General features: G+C 74.1%; 21 protein-coding genes and 1 pseudogene. 15 read left to right on the forward strand and 7 right to left on the reverse strand.

Features of this window, described 5'->3' with window-relative positions; genetic code table 11:
* Positions 1 to 111 precede the first annotated feature (111 nt).
* From IEY78_RS10450 to IEY78_RS10470, 5 genes are all read left to right on the forward strand, one after another.
* Positions 112 to 1,095, forward strand: a complete 984-nt coding sequence (locus IEY78_RS10450) for an ABC transporter ATP-binding protein (protein WP_189097347.1) — start codon at positions 112 to 114, stop codon at positions 1,093 to 1,095.
* Positions 1,092 to 1,829, forward strand: coding sequence for an ABC transporter permease (locus IEY78_RS10455; protein WP_189097348.1), 738 nt, complete (start codon positions 1,092 to 1,094; stop codon positions 1,827 to 1,829). Before IEY78_RS10450 ends, IEY78_RS10455 begins: the two co-directional genes overlap by 4 nt.
* Before the next feature lie 10 nt (positions 1,830 to 1,839).
* The gene (locus IEY78_RS10460) at positions 1,840 to 3,126 is read left to right on the forward strand and encodes a sensor histidine kinase (protein ID WP_229699835.1); all 1,287 of its coding nucleotides are present in this window, start codon (positions 1,840 to 1,842) and stop codon (positions 3,124 to 3,126) included.
* Positions 3,127 to 3,169: 43 nt separating this feature from the next.
* Positions 3,170 to 3,775 carry a response regulator transcription factor gene (locus IEY78_RS10465; RefSeq protein ID WP_189097349.1) on the forward strand — a complete coding sequence of 202 codons (606 nt, stop codon included), beginning with the start codon at positions 3,170 to 3,172 and terminating at the stop codon, positions 3,773 to 3,775.
* Positions 3,776 to 3,855: 80 nt separating this feature from the next.
* On the forward strand, positions 3,856 to 4,983 hold the full coding sequence (locus IEY78_RS10470; protein ID WP_189097350.1) for a PP2C family protein-serine/threonine phosphatase: 1,128 nt from the start codon (positions 3,856 to 3,858) through the stop codon (positions 4,981 to 4,983).
* On the opposite strand, the gene IEY78_RS10475 is transcribed toward IEY78_RS10470, so the two are convergent.
* Both IEY78_RS10475 and IEY78_RS10480 read right to left on the reverse strand, forming a co-directional pair.
* The gene (locus IEY78_RS10475) at positions 4,950 to 5,810 is read right to left on the reverse strand and encodes a transglutaminase-like domain-containing protein (RefSeq protein ID WP_189097351.1); all 861 of its coding nucleotides are present in this window, start codon (positions 5,808 to 5,810) and stop codon (positions 4,950 to 4,952) included. The two genes, IEY78_RS10470 and IEY78_RS10475, sit on opposite strands and share 34 nt — an antisense overlap.
* 14 nt (positions 5,811 to 5,824) lie before the next feature.
* A complete protein-coding gene (locus IEY78_RS10480; protein ID WP_189097352.1) occupies positions 5,825 to 6,856 on the reverse strand; it encodes a GNAT family N-acetyltransferase in 1,032 nt (343 codons plus the stop codon).
* A gap of 140 nt (positions 6,857 to 6,996) precedes the next feature.
* On the opposite strand from IEY78_RS10480, the gene fdxA reads away from it, so the two are divergent.
* Both fdxA and dapC read left to right on the forward strand, forming a co-directional pair.
* Positions 6,997 to 7,317 carry a ferredoxin gene (fdxA, locus tag IEY78_RS10485; protein ID WP_018089397.1) on the forward strand — a complete coding sequence of 107 codons (321 nt, stop codon included), beginning with the start codon at positions 6,997 to 6,999 and terminating at the stop codon, positions 7,315 to 7,317.
* A gap of 148 nt (positions 7,318 to 7,465) precedes the next feature.
* Positions 7,466 to 8,605 (forward strand): succinyldiaminopimelate transaminase, encoded by a 1,140-nt coding sequence (dapC, locus tag IEY78_RS10490; protein WP_189097353.1) that lies wholly within the window; start codon positions 7,466 to 7,468, stop codon positions 8,603 to 8,605.
* Between the two features lie 82 nt (positions 8,606 to 8,687).
* Here dapC and IEY78_RS10495 read toward each other — a convergent pair whose 3' ends face one another.
* Positions 8,688 to 9,152 carry an ATP-binding protein gene (locus tag IEY78_RS10495; RefSeq protein WP_189097354.1) on the reverse strand — a complete coding sequence of 155 codons (465 nt, stop codon included), beginning with the start codon at positions 9,150 to 9,152 and terminating at the stop codon, positions 8,688 to 8,690.
* Between the two features lie 302 nt (positions 9,153 to 9,454).
* Entirely contained in the window at positions 9,455 to 10,381 is a 927-nt protein-coding gene (locus IEY78_RS10500) for a VldE C-terminal domain-containing protein (RefSeq protein WP_189097355.1), read from the reverse strand.
* Positions 10,382 to 10,421: 40 nt separating this feature from the next.
* On the opposite strand from IEY78_RS10500, the gene dapE reads away from it, so the two are divergent.
* Together dapE and IEY78_RS10510 are read left to right on the forward strand one after the other, a co-directional pair.
* Positions 10,422 to 11,513: a succinyl-diaminopimelate desuccinylase gene (gene dapE, locus IEY78_RS10505; protein ID WP_189097356.1), complete on the forward strand. Its 1,092-nt coding sequence runs from the start codon at positions 10,422 to 10,424 to the stop codon at positions 11,511 to 11,513.
* 112 nt (positions 11,514 to 11,625) lie between these two features.
* Positions 11,626 to 12,375: an LOG family protein gene (locus tag IEY78_RS10510; protein WP_189097357.1), complete on the forward strand. Its 750-nt coding sequence runs from the start codon at positions 11,626 to 11,628 to the stop codon at positions 12,373 to 12,375.
* A gap of 46 nt (positions 12,376 to 12,421) precedes the next feature.
* Here the strand turns inward: IEY78_RS10510 and folP are convergent, their stop codons facing one another.
* On the reverse strand, positions 12,422 to 13,282 hold the full coding sequence (gene folP, locus IEY78_RS10515) for a dihydropteroate synthase (RefSeq protein WP_189097358.1): 861 nt from the start codon (positions 13,280 to 13,282) through the stop codon (positions 12,422 to 12,424).
* 92 nt (positions 13,283 to 13,374) lie between these two features.
* Here folP and IEY78_RS10520 point away from each other — a divergent pair, with 92 nt between their 5' ends.
* On the forward strand, positions 13,375 to 13,815 hold the full coding sequence (locus tag IEY78_RS10520; RefSeq protein ID WP_189097359.1) for a DivIVA domain-containing protein: 441 nt from the start codon (positions 13,375 to 13,377) through the stop codon (positions 13,813 to 13,815).
* On the forward strand, positions 13,812 to 14,417 hold the full coding sequence (locus tag IEY78_RS10525; RefSeq protein ID WP_189097360.1) for a DNA-3-methyladenine glycosylase I: 606 nt from the start codon (positions 13,812 to 13,814) through the stop codon (positions 14,415 to 14,417). Before IEY78_RS10520 ends, IEY78_RS10525 begins: the two co-directional genes overlap by 4 nt.
* A gap of 88 nt (positions 14,418 to 14,505) precedes the next feature.
* Here IEY78_RS10525 and chcB read toward each other — a convergent pair whose 3' ends face one another.
* On the reverse strand, positions 14,506 to 15,306 hold the full coding sequence (gene chcB / locus IEY78_RS10530) for a 2-cyclohexenylcarbonyl CoA isomerase (protein ID WP_189097361.1): 801 nt from the start codon (positions 15,304 to 15,306) through the stop codon (positions 14,506 to 14,508).
* Positions 15,307 to 15,628: 322 nt separating this feature from the next.
* Here chcB and IEY78_RS10535 point away from each other — a divergent pair, with 322 nt between their 5' ends.
* Positions 15,629 to 15,796, forward strand: coding sequence for a DUF3117 domain-containing protein (locus IEY78_RS10535; protein WP_006603288.1), 168 nt, complete (start codon positions 15,629 to 15,631; stop codon positions 15,794 to 15,796).
* 187 nt (positions 15,797 to 15,983) lie between these two features.
* Here IEY78_RS10535 and IEY78_RS10540 read toward each other — a convergent pair whose 3' ends face one another.
* A complete protein-coding gene (locus IEY78_RS10540) occupies positions 15,984 to 16,667 on the reverse strand; it encodes an O-methyltransferase (RefSeq protein ID WP_189097362.1) in 684 nt (227 codons plus the stop codon).
* Positions 16,668 to 16,953: 286 nt separating this feature from the next.
* Here IEY78_RS10540 and sigE point away from each other — a divergent pair, with 286 nt between their 5' ends.
* The 3 genes and pseudogenes from sigE to IEY78_RS34280 form a co-directional block, all read left to right on the forward strand.
* A complete protein-coding gene (gene sigE / locus IEY78_RS10545; protein ID WP_229699836.1) occupies positions 16,954 to 17,649 on the forward strand; it encodes an RNA polymerase sigma factor SigE in 696 nt (231 codons plus the stop codon).
* Complete coding sequence (locus IEY78_RS10550) at positions 17,646 to 18,602, forward strand: zf-HC2 domain-containing protein (protein ID WP_189097364.1); 957 nt, start codon at positions 17,646 to 17,648, stop codon at positions 18,600 to 18,602. The genes sigE and IEY78_RS10550 overlap by 4 nt, the downstream gene beginning before the upstream one ends.
* Before the next feature lie 123 nt (positions 18,603 to 18,725).
* Positions 18,726 to 19,503: pseudogene (locus IEY78_RS34280) on the forward strand (hypothetical protein); the annotation flags it as partial.

Below are 19,503 nucleotides of genomic sequence, written 5' to 3' on the forward strand. Positions count from 1 at the left end.
CCCGGTTCACCGGGAACGTCCCCTAGGGGGCCTCCCCCATGACAGATGTCACGGGGGAGTGCGGATACCCGGCACTGCCGCGCCCGGCGCGCGTCCCGGAAGCTGGGGGGTATGACGACCACAGCGACCACCACAGCCGCCCCCGCGGAGGGGGCGAAGCGGGCACCCGTGGTCAGCTTCCGGCAGGTCACCAAGAGCTATGGCGCGGTGCGCGCGGTGGCCGACCTCGATCTGGAGCTGTACCCGGGCGAGACCGTCGCCCTCCTCGGCCCCAACGGCGCGGGCAAGTCCTCCACGCTCGATCTGCTCCTGGGGCTGCGCACGCCCGACGCCGGCGGGGTGACCCTCTTCGGTACGACCCCGCAGCGCGCCATCGAGCAGGGCAGGGTCGGCGCGATGCTCCAGAGCGGCGGCCTGATGGAGGGCGTGAAGGTCAGGGAGCTGGTCAAGCTCGCCCGCGACCTGCACCCGCGCGGCTACCCGCTCGACGAGATCCTGGCCTCGGCCGGCATCACCGACATCGCCGACCGCATGGTCGACAAGCTCTCCGGCGGCCAGGAGCAGCGGGTCCGCTTCGCGCTGGCCACCGCCGGCGCGGGCGACCTGATCGTGCTGGACGAGCCCACCACCGGCATGGACGTCTCCGCCCGGCAGGCCTTCTGGGGCGCCATGCGCGGCCAGGCCCGGCAGGGCCGCACCGTCCTCTTCGCGACCCACTACCTGGAGGAGGCCGACGAGGTCGCCGACCGGGTCATCGTGCTGCACCGCGGCCGGGTGCTGGCCGACGGCACCGCCGCCGAGATCAAGGCCCGGGCCGGCGCCCGCCGGATCGCCTTCGACCTCGACGAGCCGGTCGACCGCGAGGCGCTCGGCGCCCTGCCGTCGCTGACGTCCCTGGAGATCTCGGGCCGCACGGTCCGCATCCAGTCCCGGGACGCCGACGCCACCGTGCACGCCCTCTACGGCCTCGGCTGCTACCCCCGCAACCTCGAAGTCTCCGGCCTCGGTCTGGAGCAGGCCTTCATCGCCCTCACCACGGCGTCCGACGCGAGCACCACCGGCTCCACCGAGCAGGAAGGCGGGGCGGGCCGATGACCACCCTGATCAAGCTGGAGATCATCCGCGCGCTGCGCAACAAGAAGTTCATGTTCTTCTCGGTGATCTACCCGCCGGTGCTGTACCTGATCATCGCGGGCGGCGCGGACAGCAGGCCGATCCCCGGTATGCAGCTGAACATGGGGCTCTACTTCATGGTGTCCATGGCAGCATTCGGTGCCATGACCGCCGTCCTGCTGGGCAACAGCGAGCGCATCGCCAAGGAGCGCGAGAACGGCTGGGTGCGCCAGCTGCGGCTGACGGCGCTGCCCGGCCGGGGCTACGTCGCCGCCAAGATGGCCGCCGCCGCGACCGTCAGCCTGCCGTCGATCCTGCTGGTCCTGCTGGTCGCCGCGGTGGTCAAGGGCGTACGGCTGGAGGCCTGGCAGTGGCTGGCCATCGCGGCCGGCACCTGGCTCGGCAGCTTCGTCTTCGCCGCCCTGGGCGTGGCCATCGGCTATCTGGCCACCGGCGACGCGGTGCGCCCGATCGCCATGCTCTGCTACTTCGGCCTGGCGTTCCTGGGCGGCCTGTGGATGCCGCTGACGTTCCTGCCGCAGTGGGCGCAGAATGTCGCCGAGTGGCTGCCGACGCACGCGTACGCGGCGCTGGGCACCGCCGTCGAGGGCGGCAGCGCCCCGCACCTGAAGGACATGGCCATCCTGGCGGGCTATCTGCTGGTCTTCGCCGGCGGCGCGGCCTGGCTGTACCGCAAGGACACCCGGAAGGCATGAGACCCGGACGATGAAGAGCGAACCCTGGGCCCAGAACCCCATGATGATGGGGCAGGCCGCCCGCACCCGCCGCCAGGCGATCGGCAAGACGACCTGGGTCGGCATCTGGCTGCTGTACCTCGCCGGCCCGGTCGGCGAGACGCTGCAGTCCGGCACCCCGCTGGCCGAGCGGATCTGGGGCGGCCTGGGGCTCACGCTCTTCGTGCTCAGCTACGTCCTGCTGATCTTCCGGCACATGTGGCGCAGGACCACCCGCCCGCTGATCTACGGCCTGCTGGGCGTGATGCTGGCGCTGTCGGCCGTGCTGTCCTGGACGCTGAACGGCGAGTGGCTGGTGCTGTTCATCTTCACCAGCGTCAGCTCGGCGGTGGTGCTGCCCTGGCAGCAGTCCCGCTGGTCGATTCCGCTGATCACCGTGCTGCTGCTGGCCATCGGCGCGCGCTATCCGGAGCTGCGCGGCTACTACCTCTTCGCCTACGGCCTGCCCGCGCTGGGCAGCGGCTTCATGATGGTCGGCGTGCAGCACCTGATCCACACCACCGCGGAGCTGCGCCTCGCCCGCCAGGAGGTCGCCCGCCTGGCCGCGAACGACGAGCGGCTGCGGCTCGCCCGCGATCTGCACGACCTCCTGGGCCACTCCCTTTCGCTGATCACGCTCAAGAGCGAACTGGCCGGCCGGATGCTGCCCGCCCGGCCCGAGGACGCCGCCCGGCAGGTCGCCGACATCGAGCAGGTCAGCCGGCAGGCGCTGGTCGATGTGCGCGAGGCGGTCACCGGCTACCGCAAACCCCGGCTCGCCGTCGAGCTGGCCGCCGCCCGGACCGCCCTGCGCACCGCGGGGATCGAGCTGACCGCCGACCCGGCGCTGGAGGCCGAGTACCGCGGCCTCGCCGCCGACGAGGAGGGCGCGCTGGCCTGGGCGCTGCGCGAGGCCGCCACCAACGTCCTGCGGCACAGCGGGGCCCGCCGCTGCGAGCTGCTGCTCTCCGAGGAGTGGGAGGCCGACGAGCGCCGCTACCTGTGCCTGACGGTGCTCGACGACGGCCAGGGCCCGCCCCGCGCCCAGCACGACGGCAACGGCCTCGCCGGTCTGCGCGAACGCATCGGGCTGGCCGGCGGCCGCCTGGAGACCGGCCCCGCCCCGCGCGGGCGCGGCTTCGCGCTGCGCGCCTGCGTCCCGCTGGGCACCGCCGCCCACCCCGGCGTCCCGGCCCCGGCCCCCGAGAGCGCCGCCGAACCCGCGACCGCCGCCGACGGCCCGGTGCCGGGCCCGGTCGCGCCGTCTCCCCGCGCGTAGCCGCCGCCGCACCCCTCCACCCGTACGGCTTAAGGTGGCCCGCATGATCCGACTGCTGCTGGCGGAGGACCAGTCGATGGTCCGCGAGGCGCTGGCCGCGCTGCTCTCCCTGGAGGACGATCTCGACGTCGTCGCCCAGGCGGCCCGCGGGGACGAGGTGGTCCCGGCCGCACGGGAGCACGACGTGGACGTCGCCCTCCTGGACATCGAGATGCCCGGCCTCAGCGGACTGGATGCCGCGGCCGCGCTGCGCACCGCCTGCCCCGGCGTCAAGATCGTCATCCTGACGACCTTCGGCCGCCCCGGCTATCTGCGCCGCGCCATGGAGTCCGGCGCCGACGCCTTCCTCGTCAAGGACGCCCCGGCGGCCCGGCTCGCCGAGGCGGTACGGCGGGTGCTGCGCGGCGAGCGGGTCATCGACCCGGTGCTGGCGGCGGCCGCGCTCGCCGACGGGGCCAGCCCGCTGACCGCGCGGGAGCGCGAGGTCCTGGGGGCCGCCGCCGACGGCGTCACCAACGCCGAGATCGCCGACGCGCTCCACCTCTCCCAGGGCACGGTCCGCAACTACCTGTCCCTCGCCATCCAGAAGACCGGCGCCCGCAACCGCGCCGAGGCCGTCCGCACGGCCCGCGACAAGGGCTGGCTCTAGGTCGTGTCCGTCCGGACGCCCGCCTCGCGGCCCGGTGTCCCGGTGCGCGAGCGGGCGGCATATCGCAGGCTTGAAGTGTTATGCCAGCCGACCGAGGCACGGACAGCAGCCGCTGGACCCCCGTGTTCCTGATCTTTGTGATCGTCGTCGTCACTGCCCTGGATGCGACGACCGGCCCGGAGCTGCACATCTCGGCCTTCGTGGGCATCGTCCCGCTGTACGCCGCGCTGCGCTGCTCGTTCCGCCGGACGCTGCTGGTGGCCACCGTCTTCGTGGTGTGCCTGACGTTCGTCGACATCTTCACCGTGCCCGACTGGATACCGGCCACCCGCGTGGTCGGCGTCTTCGGCTCCTTCCTGGTCGCCCTGTTCTCCCTGGTGCTGTGCCGCACCCGGCTCCAGCGGGAGGCGCTGCACGCCCGGACGTCCCTGGTGGCCGACACCGTCCAGCGGGCGGTGCTGCGCGAGCTGCCGCTCAGCGCGGGCCCGGTCGAGGCGTACGGCTTCTACGTCTCCGCCCAGGAGGGGGCCCGGGTCGGCGGCGACATCTACGAGGCCATCGACACCCCGCACGGGCTGCGGCTGATGATCGGCGACGTCCAGGGCAAGGGCATGCCGGCGATCGGCGCGGGCATCGAGGTGCTGGCGTCGTTCCGCGAGGCCGCGCAGTACCTGGACTCGCTGGAGTCGGTGGCCGGGCGGATGGAGCAGGCGCTGGCCCGCTACAACGCCCGCTCGGCCGAGCAGGGCACCGACGAGCGCTTCGTCACCGCGCTGCTGATGGAGGTGCGCAGCATGCCCGGCCGGACCCAGGGCCGGGTGCTGTCCTGCGGCCACATCCCGTACTACCTGGTGCGCCACGGCGAGGTCCACGAGCGCCGGGACGGCGAAGGGGGCCTGCCGCTCGGCCTGGGCACGCTCGGGAACGAGCCGCGCCACGCCGTGCGGATCCACCCCGACCCCGACGACTGGCTCGTGCTGTGCACGGACGGGGTGACCGAGGCGCGCGGCGAGGACGGCGAGTTCTACCCGCTGGAGGAGCGGCTGGCCGGGTGGACGCACCTGGAGCCGGCCGAACTGGCCCGTACGCTCCGCGCCGACCTGGAGTCCTTCACCCACGGCGACCTCAAGGACGACGCCACGGTCCTGGTCGTCCGCCGCACCCCCACCGCCGCTCAGTTGAGCATGGCGCGCGCCGCCGCGGCCTGACGCCGGATCCGCTTCGCCCCGGCGGGCTCGACGGGCTCCACGACCCGCGCGTACTCCTCCAGCTCGGCCGCGCCCGCCAGGAACTCCCCGCGCTCGACGAGCAGTTGCGCCCGCTCGTGGCGCAGTCGCGCCGGATGGCTCGGCAGCAGCAGCGACAGCTCCAGCGCCCACAGCTGCACCGCGCTGTGCTCGGGCCGGGCCTGGGCCCACGCCCGGATGTTGTTGAGCACCCGCAGCACGATCTCCAGGGGGCCGGCGGGCGCCGTCATCCGCCGGCTCAGCGGCTCCCCGGTCGCGCCCGCGACCAGCAGCGCGGTGTCCTCCTCGGACAGCGGCCGGCCGCCCCCGAACGGATCGGCCAGCACATGCGCGCCCAGGGGATCGCCGAAGCCGACGACGAAGTGGCCGGGCAGCGCCACCCCGTACACGGGCGCGCCGGCCCGCCGGGCGACCTCCATCCACACCACCGACAGCAGGATCGGCAGCCCGCGGCGCCGCCGCAGCACCTCGTGCAGCAGCGAGGACTCCAGCCGCCGGTAGTCGGCGGGCGAGCCGCCGAAGCCGTTCCGGGCGCCGAGCAGCGCGGCGAGGTTGCGGGCCCAGGCCTCCGGGCCGCCGGCGGGCGCGTACGGGAGCAGCCCGGCCAGTCGGTCCAGCTCGATCTGGGCCTCGTCGAGGCCCGCCTCGTCCAGCGCGGGATCGGCCTCGGCGGCGATCAGCAGGCACAGCAGTGCCAGGTCGGGCCGCTCGGCGCGGGCGGCCTCGGCGAACTGCCGCCGGCGCGCCGCGCGGGCGCCGTCCGGGCCGGGCTCGGGTTCCTGGGGCACGGGAGGGCCGCCCTTCAGCGCGCGGCGTCCGGCAGCGCCCGCCGGTAGTGGTAGCCGTGGTGGTCGGTGAAGCCGAGCCGGTCGTAGAACCCGAGGGCGCCGGTGTTGTCCGCCTCGACCTGGAGGTACGCGGCCGAGGCGCCCTCGGCCAGGGCCCGTGCGGCGAGCGCCGCCATGACCCGGGTGGCCAGCCCCTGCCGCCGGGCGTCCGGGGCCACCTCGACCGCGGAGAAGCCCGCCCAGCGCCCGTCGACGGCCAGCCGCCCGATCGCCGTGGCCCGGCCGTCCGCGCCGCGCGCCGTCGCGCACCACACCGAGGGGCCGCCGGTCAGCACCTTCAGGACGTCCTCGGCCACCGGGCCGCCGGGGCCCTCGCCGGTCCGGTTGTACAGGGCCAGCCAGTCCGCGTCCGGCTCCCGGGCCAGCGCGACGGTGCCCCCGGCGGGATCCGGGGGAGTGTCGGCGAGCGGGGCCAGCGGCGCGATCCGGATCCTGGTGTGCCGCTCGTCGGCCCAGCCGCGCTCCGCGAGCCGCGCGGTCAGCTCCGCGTCGGCCTCCGCGCTCCCGGTGGCGACCGCGACCGCCGGCGGCAGCCCGCGGGCGCCGTACCAGCGGGTGATCCGCTCCAGCGCCGCCTCCAGCGGCACGCCGGGGTCGCCGAGCGGCAGCACGGAGTTGGCCCGGCGGGTGAAGCCCCCCGCGGCACGCAGCGTCCACTCCCCGAGACGTGCGGTCTCGACGGCGGGCCAGCCGCGGGCCGCGACCTCCTGGAGTTCCCGGACGGTGGCCGCCGGCGCCCGGCGGCGGGCCGGGGCGGCGGGCACGACCTTGGCCGCCACCAGGGAGGACTCCGCGATCCGGGCGCACTCGCCGCTGCGCCGTGTGATGCTCAGCACACCTTCGTTCCAGGATGTGAGCACCCCGACCGCGTCGGTGAATCTCTCCGACCCCTCCCCGTCCCCGGTCAGACGCCGGACGGATACCCTTTTGCCCACGTCAGCGGGGGTGATGCGCACCTCCCCGCGGCCACCGGCCAGGAATTCCATCGCTCAAACCGCCCCTCTTGTTCGTCTCGCGCCCGGGAACGGAGATACTAGATGGCGGGCATCGACGACGCCGCGCTCCCGCGCGCCCAGCGGCGGTACTGCCAATCGGTCCGCCGGCCCTACCGAGGAGGAACGACAGCGTGACCTACGTCATCGCGCAGCCTTGTGTCGACGTCAAGGACAAGGCGTGCATCGAGGAGTGCCCGGTCGACTGCATCTACGAGGGCTCCCGGTCCTTGTACATCCACCCGGACGAATGCGTCGACTGCGGCGCCTGTGAGCCGGTGTGCCCGGTCGAGGCGATCTTCTACGAGGACGACACTCCCGAGGAGTGGAAGGACTACTACAAGGCGAATGTGGAGTTCTTCGACGAGCTCGGCTCGCCCGGTGGCGCCAGCAAGCTCGGCCTGATCGAGCGCGACCACCCCTTCATCGCGGCCCTGCCGCCGCAGAACCAGTAACGACCCGGGGTCAGGGGGGAGCCGCCCGCTCCCTCTTGCTTCCCGGTTCGTCAGCGGTCGCACGGCGCCGCCCGGTCCCGTACGGCCCGTTCCGTACGGGACCGAGGCATGTCCGCCGGGGTCCGAGCACCACCAGAAAGAGAGCACCGTGGGCGCAGCCTCTTCTCCCCAGCCCGTCTCCCACCCGTCCCGGGCGTCGCTCCGCGACCGGCTTCCGGCCTTCCCCTGGGACCGGCTGGAGCCGTACAAGGCCACCGCCGCCGCGCACGCCGACGGCATCGTCGACCTCTCCGTCGGCACCCCGGTCGACCCGGTCCCCGGCGTGGTGCAGCGGGCGCTGACCGCGGCGGCCGACAGCCCGGGCTATCCCACGGTGTGGGGCACCCCCGCGCTGCGCGACGCGCTCACCGGCTGGGCCGCGGACCGCCTGGGCGCCCAGGGGCTGGACCACACCCAGGTGCTGCCCGTCGTCGGCTCCAAGGAGCTGGTGGCCTGGCTGCCCACCCAGTTGGGCCTGGGCCCCGGCGACAAGGTCGGCTACCCCCGCCTGGCCTACCCGACGTACGAGGTCGGCGCCCGCCTGGCCGGCGCCGAACCGGTGGTCTACGACGACCCCTGCGCCCTCGACCCCGGCGGGCTGAAGCTGCTCTGGCTGAACTCGCCGTCCAACCCCACCGGCCGGGTGCTCGGCGCCGACGAGCTGCGCCGCATCGTCGCCTGGGCGCGCGAGCACGGCGTCCTGGTCGTCAGCGACGAGTGCTACCTCGAACTGGGCTGGGAGGCCGACCCGGTCTCCGTGCTGCACCCGGACGTCAGCGGCGGCTCCACCGACGGCCTGGTCGCGGTGCACTCGCTGTCCAAGCGCTCCAACCTCGCCGGCTACCGCTCCGCCTTCCTCGTCGGCGACCCCGCGGTCCTCGGCGATCTGCTCCAGATCCGCAAGCACGGCGGCATGATGATCGCGGCCCCGGTCCAGGCCGCCACCGTCGCCGCGCTGGGCGACACCGCCCACGTCGACGAGCAACGCGCCCGCTACGCCCGCCGCCGGGCCGCGCTGCGCGCCGCCTTCGAGGCCGCGGGCTTCCGCATCGAGCACAGCGAGGCCTCGCTCTACCTGTGGGCCACCCGCGACGAGCCCTGCTGGGACACCGTCGCGGCCCTCGCCGACCGCGGCATCCTCGTCGCCCCCGGCGACTTCTACGGCACCGCGGGGGAGCGCTTCGTACGGATCGCCTTCACCGCCACCGACGAGCGGGTGGACGCCGCGGTGCGCCGCCTGGCGCCGTGAGCCGCCGGCGCGCATGACCACGCGCAGGGGCCCGGGGAGCGTCAACTCCCCGGGCCCCTGCGCGTCCTGCGGGCGGCGGCGGTCAGCGGCCGCCGAGCGGCAGACCGCCGAGCAGGCCCTGGGCGGGGCCGAGCAGGCCGTGGGACGAGCCGACCAGGCCCTTGGCCGCGTCGAGCGGCAGCGAGCTGGTGGAGACGCCGTGCGCGGCGATCGGACGGACCAGGGACTCGGCCTTGTCGGCTGCGCCCTGGGTGAGCGGCATGGCCTTCTTCACGGCCGGAGCGGCGGTCTCGACGAGCGCCGGGGCGAGCTTGGTGGCCGCCTTGCTGCCGGCCTCGTTGACCAGGCCGACGCCGTGGTGCGCGGTGCGGTCGAGGGTGGCGCTGGTGTTCTTGGACTCCAGGGGCGCCGTCAGCCCGCCCAGGTCGGGCGTCTTGGCGGGCAGTTCCACGGCGCTCGCGGAACCGGCCGCAGCGACCACGGGAGCGGCACCCGCTGCAACGAGCAGGGCGGCTCGGGCGATCCGACGCGTAACGGGGAGGGACATGGTGCTCCTTTTACGGAGAGGGACTCGGACTTCTGACAGATGTGCCGTGTCCGCCGGGCGGACGCACTGACTACCGCTTCAGAACCCCGAAGGTTGCGGTGAACTCCGGTAAAGAGTTGGTAACGCGTCACATAATCGGGCCTGGATAAAGGCGGGCAATATGTGCACGGGCAAAGGCCGCGCGGAAACGTCACGGCCCTTTGTGCGTAAGGCAATTGGCGGAACGCGAGAAAGCCGCATCGCCAACTTCCGCGCGCACGAAGGGAATTGGCGTGGGTGCCCCTTTCGGGGGACCGGGCAAACTATTGCGCGGTGATGATACGAACGTCGTGTGCCGCCGCCGGGGAGGCCGCCGGCTTCGCCTGCCAGCCCTTCCCGGAATCGGCCGCGCGCCACGTCCGGCCGGCGTAAGAGATCTGTTCGATGCGCAGCTCCGCGGAGTGCGCCACGGCCCAGGTCGCCAGCTCCCAGCCGCGCCGCGGGGCCTCGCCCGCCGCCGGCCCGGACTGCCGCACCGGTATCGTCACCCCGCGCCCCTGGCCGGCCGCGTCGCCCGCGCCGGCGGCCGCCCCCGGGAGCACCTGGCGGCCGAACTCCCGCACCAGCTTCTCCCGCACCTGGGCGGCGCCGCCCGCCTGCGCGTTCACCGGCCCGCTCTCGGTGCAGGTCATGGCGTCCTGATAGCGGCCCGTGAGCGCCCCGGTCAGCCGCGCGGCATTCGCCTCGTGCTTGGCGTAGGCCTGCGGAAAGCCGCTGTGCTGCACCTTCTGGGCGGCGACGGTCAGCGGCAGCCGGGAATACCCGGGCACCTTCTCCAGATGCCGGTAGAACTCCCCGGCCGCGTACACCGGGTCCATGATCTGCTGCACGGTGCCCCAGTCCTGCGAGGGCCGCTGCTGGAAGAGCCCGACCGAGTCCCGGTCGCCGAATTCGATGTTGCGCAGCCCCGACTCCTGCATCGCGGTCGCCAGCGCGATGGTCACCGCCCGCTCCGGCAGCCCGCGCGAGGACGCCACGGCCGAGATCGTCGCCGCGTTGGCGGCCTGCTCCGGCGACAGCTCGTAGTCGTCGGAGCCGTCCTCGGCGCGCACCGTGCAGTGCGGCGCCCCCGGGCCGCCGGTGACGTACTGCACCACGAGATAGCCGACCAGCCCCAGGAGCACGGCGACGGCTGCGGCGGTGCGCCACCTGCGGGCACGGAACGGCGAGGACGAGGGCTGGGCGGACACGGGCCCACCGTACTGGAGTGCTCCGGATAGGGTCGGATCCATGGAGCACACCGGACAGCATCCCTCCCTCGACCTGTCGCTCGACGCCGCCCAGCTCACCGCGCGGCTGGTCGATTTCCCCTCCGAGAGCGGCAACGAGAAGGACCTGGCCGACGCCGTCGAGCACGCCCTGCGCGCGCTGCCGCACCTGACCGTCGACCGGTTCGGCAACAACGTCGTGGCCCGCACCCACCTCGGCCGCGACGAGCGGGTGGTGCTCGCCGGACACCTCGACACCGTGCCCATCGCCGACAACGTGCCCTCCCGGCTCGACGAGGACGGCTTCCTGTGGGGCTGCGGGACCAGCGACATGAAGTCCGGCGTCGCCGTCCAGCTGCGGGTGGCCGCCACGGTCCCCGCCCCCAACCGCGACCTGACCTTCGTCTTCTACGACAACGAAGAGGTCGCGGCCCACCTCAACGGCCTCGGCCATGTCTCCGAGGCGCACCCCGACTGGCTCGCCGGTGATTTCGCCGTCCTCCTGGAGCCCTCCGACGGCGAGGTGGAGGGCGGCTGCCAGGGCACCCTGCGCGTCCTGCTGCGCACCACCGGTGAGCGCGCCCACTCCGCCCGCGGCTGGATGGGCGCCAACGCGATCCACGCCGCCGCCCCGATCCTGGCGAAGCTCGCCGCGTACGAGCCGCGCCACCCGGTCATCGACGGCCTCGAATACCGCGAGGGCCTCAACGCCGTCCGCGTCGAGGGCGGCGTCGCCAACAACGTCATCCCCGACGCCTGCACGGTCACCGTGAACTTCCGCTACGCCCCGGACCGCACGCCCGAGGAGGCGGTGGCCCATGTGCGGGAGGTCTTCGCGGACTGCCCCGTGGACGAGTTCGTCATCGACGACCACTCCCCGGGCGCGCTGCCCGGGCTGTCCCACCCGGCGGCCAAGGCGTTCATGACGGCCGTCGGCGGCAGCGCCCGGCCCAAGTTCGGCTGGACCGACGTCTCCCGTTTCAGCGCGCTGGGCGTCCCGGCCGTCAACTACGGCCCCGGCAACCCGCTGCTCGCGCACAAGAGGGACGAGCGGGTCGCCACCGAGCACATCGGGCACTGCGAGGAGCGGCTGCGCGCCTGGCTGACCGACTGACCTCGGCGGGCCGGGCCGCCGACCGTTCCCCTCCGCCCCGAATTCCCCTGCTCTTCACCTCGGCGGATCTAGGCTGAAACGGCACACGTACTGCCAGCGGAGGGAGCACGACATGGCCAGTCCCGAGGGAGCACCGGTCCCCGAGGAGCAGCGGCTGGGTCCCGTACTGCGCCGCCAGGAGCAGGTGCAGTCCGGCACCACCGACCAGCGGCTGCTGGACTCCGAGGGCCCCTCGGAGTGGGTGCACACCGACCCCTGGCGCGTGATGCGCATCCAGTCGGAGTTCGTCGAGGGCTTCGGCGCGCTGGCCGAGCTGGGCCCGGCCGTCAGCGTCTTCGGCTCGGCCCGCACCCCGCGGGACTCCAAGGAGTACGACGCCGGGGTGCGGCTCGGGCGGGCCCTGGTGGACGCCGGGTTCGCGGTGATCACCGGCGGTGGCCCGGGCGCCATGGAGGCCGCCAACAAGGGTGCCAACGAGGCCGGTGGCACCTCCGTCGGGCTGGGCATCGAGCTGCCCTTCGAGCAGGGCATGAACGACTATGTGAACCTCGGCGTCGACTTCCGGTACTTCTTCGTCCGCAAGACCTGTTTTGTGAAGTACGCCCGCGGGTTCGTGGTGCTCCCCGGCGGGCTGGGCACCCTCGACGAGCTCTTCGAGGCGCTCACCCTCGTCCAGACCCGCAAGGTCACCCGCTTCCCGATCGTGCTGTTCGGCACGGCCTACTGGGGCGGGCTGGTCGACTGGCTGCGCGACACCCTCATCGCCCAGGGCAAGGCGTCGATGCACGACCTGGAGCTGTTCCACCTCAGCGACGACGTGGACGAGACGGTCTCGCTGGTGACCAAGGAGGTCGGGATCTAGGGGGTGTCGGACGGCCCCGGCCGGTGGGGGCCGCGGGCCCGCCCGGTCAGGCCAGGCCCCGGCGGGCGACCGCCGGGGGCCGGTGGCCGGCGATCGAGGCCACCATGTCCAGCACCTGCCGGGTCTCGGCGACCTCGTGGACGCGGTAGACCCGCGCGCCCAGCCAGGCCGAGACGGCGGTGGTCGCCAGGGTGCCGAGCACCCGCTCCTTGACCGGCCGGTCAAGGGTCTCGCCGACGAAGTCCTTGTTGGACAGCGACACCAGCACCGGCCAGCCGGTCTCCGCCATCTCGCCCAGCCGGCGGGTCGCCTCCAGGCTGTGCCGGGTGTTCTTGCCGAAGTCGTGCCCCGGGTCGATCATGACCGCGTCCGGCCGGACGCCCAACGCGACGGCGCGCTCGGCCAGTTGGCACGTCACCCGGAGGATGTCCGCCATCACGTCCTCATAGGTGACGCGGTGCGGGCGGGTACGCGGCTCGGCACCGCCCGCGTGCGTGCACACCAGGCCCGCGCCGTGCCGCGCCGCCACCTCCGCGAGCTTCGGATCGACGCCGCCCCAGGCGTCGTTGAGCAGATCCGCGCCGGCCTCGCAGACCGCCTCGCCGACCTCGTGCCGCCAGGTGTCGACGCTGATCACCACGTCCGGGAAGCGCCGGCGCACCTCGGCCACGAACCCGACCGTGCGGCGGGCCTCCTCCTCGGCGGTGACCTCCTCGCCGGGACCGGCCTTGACCCCGCCGATGTCGATGATCGCGGCGCCGTCGGCCACCGCCTGCTCCACGCGGGCCAGCGCGGGCTCGTCACGGAACGTGGCGCCCTGGTCGTAGAACGAGTCCGGCGTCCGGTTGACGATGGCCATGATCACCGGCTCGTACGCACCGAACTCGCGATTCCCCAGCCGCAGCATTCCCTGACTCCCTCTCCGTGGTCCGGGGGCGACCCTAACTGTCACACCCGCATGGCACGATCAGTGCAGGCACATAGTCCGGGGAGTTGGTCGTGTTCTGGTTCTTGCTGATCGCGATGGTCGTGGTGGTGGGCGCGGTCACGCTCGTGGTCGTCGGCGGGGGTGACGGCGGCGGGCTGCGGGACGCCGAGCCGGACCGGCTGCACGACCCGCTGCCGCAGGACCGCCCGCTGGGCCGCGCCGATGTGGAGGCCGTCCGCTTCCCGGTGACCGTGCGTGGCTACGTCATGAACGACGTCGACGACGCCCTGGACCGCCTGGGCGCCGAGCTGGCCGAGCGCGACGCCCGGATCGCCGAGCTGGAGGCGGCGCTCGCGGGGGCGCACGCCTCCGCGATGGGCGGCCCGGGGCTGATACAGGACGGCCCGCCCGTCCTGGGACCGGAAGAGGCGCCGTCGGAGGACACCGGCGGCGGGAAGTCCGCGGACGGGCCCGGCGCCCCCGCGGCCGCGGACGGCGAGGAGCGGACATGAGCGGCGTGGTGCGCGAACCGGACGGCGTGCCGCGCTGCCCGTGGGGCATGGAGTCGCCGCAGATGGCCGACTACCGCGCGTATCACGACACCGAGTGGGGCCGCCCGGTCCACGGCGACGACGCCCTCTTCGAGCGGATGACCCTGGAGGCGTTCCAGTCCGGGCTCTCCTGGCTGACGATCCTGCGCCGCCGCACCGGCTTCCGTGCCGCGTTCGCCGGCTTCCGCATCCCGGAGGTCGCGCGGTTCACGGACGCCGACGCCGAGCGGCTGCTCGCCGACCCCGGCATCATCCGCAATCGCGCCAAGATCGCCGCGACGCTCGCCAACGCCGAGGTCGCCGCCGCGCTGGCCCCCGGTGAACTCGACGGCCTGATCTGGTCCTACGCCCCCGACCGGGCCGCCCGGCCGGTGCCGCGCACCGTCGACGAGGTGCCGCCGGTGACCCCGGAGTCGACGGCGCTCGCCAAGGACCTCAAGAAGCGCGGCTTCCGCTTCGTCGGCCCCACCACCGCGTACGCGATGATGCAGGCGTGCGGCCTGGTCAACGACCATCTGGCGGACTGCCATGTCCGCCGGGCAGTGGAGACGGCGGCCCGCTGACCCGGGCCCGGCGGGCGGCACCGGGCCGGGCAGGGGGAGCCGGGGCCGGCCGGCGGGGGACCGTCCGGGAGCCGCGGCGCGGCCGGGGTCAGCGCCCCAGGAAGACCGGCTTCTCCTTGTTGACGAAGGCCTCGACCGCGATCCGGTGGTCCTCCGACGCCCCGGCCCGGCCCTGCAGCTCGTCCTCCTTGGCGAGGGTCTCGGTGAGCGAGTGCCCCGCCCCGTAGGCCAGCGACTCCTTCAGCGCCGCATAGGCCGCGGTCGGGCCCTGGGCCAGCCGCCGGGCGACGGCCGCGGCCTGCTCGGCCAGTTCCGCGGCCGGCACCACCCGGTTCGCGATGCCCAGGTCGTAGGCCTCCTGGGCGCTGATGTTGCGGGGGAAGAGCAGCAGGTCGGCGGCCCGGCCCTGGCCGATCAGCCGGGGCAGCGTCCAGGACATCCCGGAGTCGGCGGTCAGCGCGACGCCCGCGAAGGAGGTGTTGAACGACGCCGAGTCGGCGACGACGCGGTAGTCGGCGGCCATCGCGAAGCCCGCACCGGCACCCGCCGCGACCCCGTTCACGCCCGCGACCACCGGCTTGGGCATCGAGGCCAGCGCCGTCACGATGGGGTTGTAGTGCTCACGCACGGTGTTCATGGTGGCGCCGGAGCCGGTGGCCCGGTCCTCGGCCAGCAGGCCGATGTGCTCCTTGAGGTCCTGCCCGACGCAGAAGGCGCGCCCGGTGGCGGTCAGCAGAACGGCCCGGACGGCCGGATCGGTGGCGGCCTCCTTCAGGGTGTCCCGCAGCAGGACCTTCGCCTCGATGTTCAGCGCGTTCATCGCGTCGGGGCGGTTGAGCGTGATCGTCGCCAGCCCGTCGGTCACGTCATAGAGCACGGTGTCGGCCATAGTGGGAGTCCCCTCCGTCGCGGCTCGGACTGCGCGGCAGCGGCAGTCAGCGCTCAGGATGCCGGAGATCATCGGGCCCCGGCATGTGACGTACATCAAAGAATGCGGGCGCGCCGGGGGACGGCGATCGGCGAAGTATCCCAGCCCCCTCACCGAATTGAGGGGGTTTGCGGAGTGCGTTGCCGAAGGGATGCTGTCCGATGTTGGTCATCGGGTCGTTCGATGCGGGATAATGGCCTGGAAGCAATGTGTTCGATGCCGGTGACACGCGCCTATCCGGGCCGTCGGCTGAGATGAGCTGGTTTCAGGAAGGGGAACGAGCATGGCGGCCATGAAGCCGCGGACGGGCGACGGCCCGCTCGAGGTGACCAAGGAGGGGCGGGGCATCGTCATGCGCGTTCCGCTCGAAGGCGGCGGGCGGCTCGTCGTCGAGCTGACCCCCGACGAAGCCAAGGCCCTGGGTGAGGCCCTGGACAAGGTCACCGTCTGACAAGGGCGGCGCAACCGGCGGTTTCCCGGGGCTGACCCCGGTATCCCCAGCCGATACCCCGGCCCCGGCATGCGGCGCGCATGACATGCGCGCCGCATGCCGGGGCCGTTTCGCGTCCCGGGCACCTTCCGTGTCCCGGGCCGTTTCGCGTCCCGGGACTTTTTCGCCGCCCGCGCGGGTGACGGCGTCAGCCGCGTTTGACCGCGCAGAGCAGTCCGTCGCCCACCGGCAGCAGCGCCGGCACCAGCGCCGCGCTCTCCCGGACGGCCCGCAGCAGCTCCCGCAGCCGCAGCACCTCGGCGGGCTGCACCGCCGAGTCGACCGTACGGCCGTCGGCGAAGACGCCCTCGAAGCAGACCAGGCCGCCGGGGCGCAGCAGACGCAACGATTCAGCGAGGTACTCCAGGCACTCCAGCAGGTCGCCGTCGCAGAAGACGAGGTCGTAGCCGCCGTCCGCGAGGCGGGGCAGGACGTCCAGGGCGCGGCCGGGGATGAAGCGGGCGCGGTTGCCGGCGAAGCCCGCGGCGCGGAACGCCTGCTTGGCGCAGGCCTGCCGCTCGGGCTCGTGGTCCACGGTGGTCAGCACCCCGTCGGGGCGCATGCCGTGCAGCAGATGGATGCCCGACACGCCCGTGCCGGTGCCGATCTCGGCGACGGCCTTGGCGTCCGCGGCGGCGGCGAGCAGGCGCAGGGCCGCGCCGGTGCCGCTGGTCACCGTACGGATGCCGGCCTCCTGCGCACGGTCACGTGCCCAGGTCAGGGCGGCCTCGGCGGCCTCGTCGATGGTCCCGGCGCCGTACGCCTCGGCGAATGCCAAGATCGTCTGCCGGTTGCCGGTAATGGCCCTCTCCTGTCCCCGTAGTTGACGCAACCGTGACTGTATCCGCTGGATGCGGGAACTCGCAGATGGGACCGGGCGTTGAAGAGGGGTGGATGCAGGACGGGGGGACGCACCGGTGAAGACCGCGCGAGACACGGGGCAAGGCCAGAAGCAGGACCAAATGCAGGTCAAAACTGCTTATCCGGAGCTAACGGGCGAGGTGGATATGGTAGGGGCTCTACTGGACACCACCAGAGCCACCAGGGGAGGTGCGGCTGCGACGGGGGACCGTCGAGTGCTGAGGCGCTTGAAAAGGTCGTTCGCCGAGCCGAAATCCGTGACCGACACCGCTGACCGTTTCCTCCCCCACTCTCGACTCCGCTCGAGTGGGGGGACCCCCAACGCCGACTCCGCAACGACCGCGACCTTCGCCGCAGACGCGGATGCCCAGGCGTGGACTCCGCCCAGCTGGGAGGAGATCGTCAGCACCCACAGTGCACGGGTCTACCGCCTCGCCTACCGCCTCACCGGCAATCAGCACGACGCCGAGGACCTCACCCAGGAGGTGTTCGTCCGCGTCTTCCGCTCGCTGTCGACGTACACCCCCGGCACGTTCGAGGGCTGGCTGCACCGCATCACCACCAACCTCTTCCTGGACATGGTCCGGCGCCGCCAGCGCATCCGCTTCGACGCGCTCGGTGACGACGCCGCCGAGCGGCTCCCCAGCCGGGAGCCCTCCCCGCAGCAGCACTTCAACGACACCCACTTCGACGCCGATGTGCAGCAGGCGCTGGACACCCTCGCGCCCGAGTTCCGCGCCGCCGTGGTGCTGTGCGACATCGAGGGGCTGTCGTACGAGGAGATCGCCGCGACGCTCGGCGTCAAGCTCGGCACGGTCCGCAGCCGGATCCACCGCGGCCGCTCCCATCTGCGCAAGTCCCTCAAGCACCGGGCCCCGGCCACCCGCGCCGAAGAGCGTGAGCAGCGGCGCTCGCTGGCCGTGGTCCCCACGGGGGAGGTCGGGATCGCGTGAGCGGCAGCGGCGGTCCGTCCCCCGCCGAGCAGCATCTCGGCGACCGCCTCGCGGCCCTGGTCGACGGCGAGTTGAAGCATGACGCGCGCGAGCGGGTGCTCGCGCATCTGGCGACCTGCGGCAAGTGCAAGGCGGAGGCCGACGCCCAGCGTCGGCTCAAGAGCGTCTTCGCGCAGACCGCGCCCCCCGGCCCGTCCGAGGGGCTGCTGGCGCGGTTGCAGCAGCTGCCCGGCGGCGACCCGGGCGGCCCCGGCAGCCGGCTCGACGGCGGCAGCTTCGGCCGCGGCGAGTTCGCCCGCGACAGCGGCGCGTTCTCCTACGTCGCCTCCCGGAACCACTCCGGCCACGCCCTGGCCGGCATCGCCCCCCAGCCCCGCTCCCGCGGCTTCCGCGTCCACGAGGCCGAACGGCCCGGCCAGCGGCGCCGGTTCGCCTTCGCGGCGGCCGGTGCGGTCTCCCTCGCGGCGATCGCGCTCGGCGGTGCCCTCCCGCTGGAGGCGGCCGCCGACCTGCCCGGCGCACGCACCGACGGCAACGGCACGACCGTCACCCCGCTCAGCGTCAGCCCCGCGGCCGACAGCGATGTGCTGCTGCGCGGCGACCAGTTCCCCGCCGGCCGTTCCGGCACGGGCGTACGGCAGCCGTCCGGCGGCCCGAGCCTGGCCCCGGCCCCCAGCGCCATGACCCTCTACGGCCCCGGTGCGGCGTCCCCCTCGCCGTCGTACACCCCGCCCGCGGCCGCCCCGGCCGGGCGCTTCGGGCTGTCGCCGCAGACCGCCCCGAACGGTCCGGCCGTCGCGTACGGCCTCCCGCCCCTGACGGCGGCCACCGGCGGCCCTCCCGCGCGCAAGAATCCGCCGCCGCTCCCCCCGCTGGAGCCCATGCGCCCGCTGATCGGCCCCGCCGCCCCGGCCGGCCCGTCCGCACATGGCTCAACCCCCGCCCGGCACTGACCGTCCCCTGCGCGGCCCCGCGCGGAACTGGTTGAATCCCTCTGGGCGGCGCACCCCTGAGCGGGCGCATGCCGCGAGGTGGTGGTGGCCCGCGCAGGACCGCGGGCGAAGTCTGGGGAGAGCATGGACGACGGTAAGGCCGCCGGGCCGAAGCTGAAGTGGTGGAGCCGCCCGGGAGGCACCGCGCGTACGGAGCCCGCCGCCGGGGCCGGGGCCCCCGGCCCGTCCGGGGCGCAGCCGGCCGAGGACTGGCTCATGCGCCCCCCGGAGCCGCGCGACGGCGCGGCGCAGCGCCCCGTGCCCGGCCCGTCCGAGGGTGCGATTCCGGCCGAAAGGGCCGAGGAGACCACCGAGTTGGCCCGGACCCCGGACGGCGCGGCGTCCCCGTCCACGGCCCCCGTCACCACGCCCTCCGTCACCACGGCCCCGGACGCAACCGCCCCGGACGCCTCGGCCCCGAACGCCCCCCGGGCCCCGGAGGACGGCACCGGCGGCACGCGCCCGGAACCGTCGACCGTGACGCTCGGCAAGGTGCCCGACAGCACGCGGGAGACGGCAGCGGACGGCACCACCAAGACCACCGCGCCCGCCCCGGCGACCACCGAGGCGGCCCCGACGACCGCCGCGCCCGCCACGACGACCCCCGAGGCCACCCCGGAGACCGCCGAGGCCTCGCCCCTCGCCGGGGTGACGGCCGGCGGCCCGCCCGCCGCGCCGCCCCGGCAGCGGCCGCTGCACGCCGAGGACCCCTACGGCACCCCTCCCTACGGCGGCCCCGGGCCGTGGGCGCCCGCACCGCCCGTCCAGCGGCCGGTGGCGACACCCGCACACGGCACCGTGCTCCCGCCCGCCCCCGCGCCGCCGCCCCCGTACGGCGCCCCCGCGGGCACCGCGCCCCCGC

Origin of the sequence: Streptomyces kronopolitis (genome assembly GCF_014646275.1) — a bacterium.
Classification (GTDB): Bacteria; Actinomycetota; Actinomycetes; order Streptomycetales; family Streptomycetaceae; genus Streptomyces; species Streptomyces kronopolitis.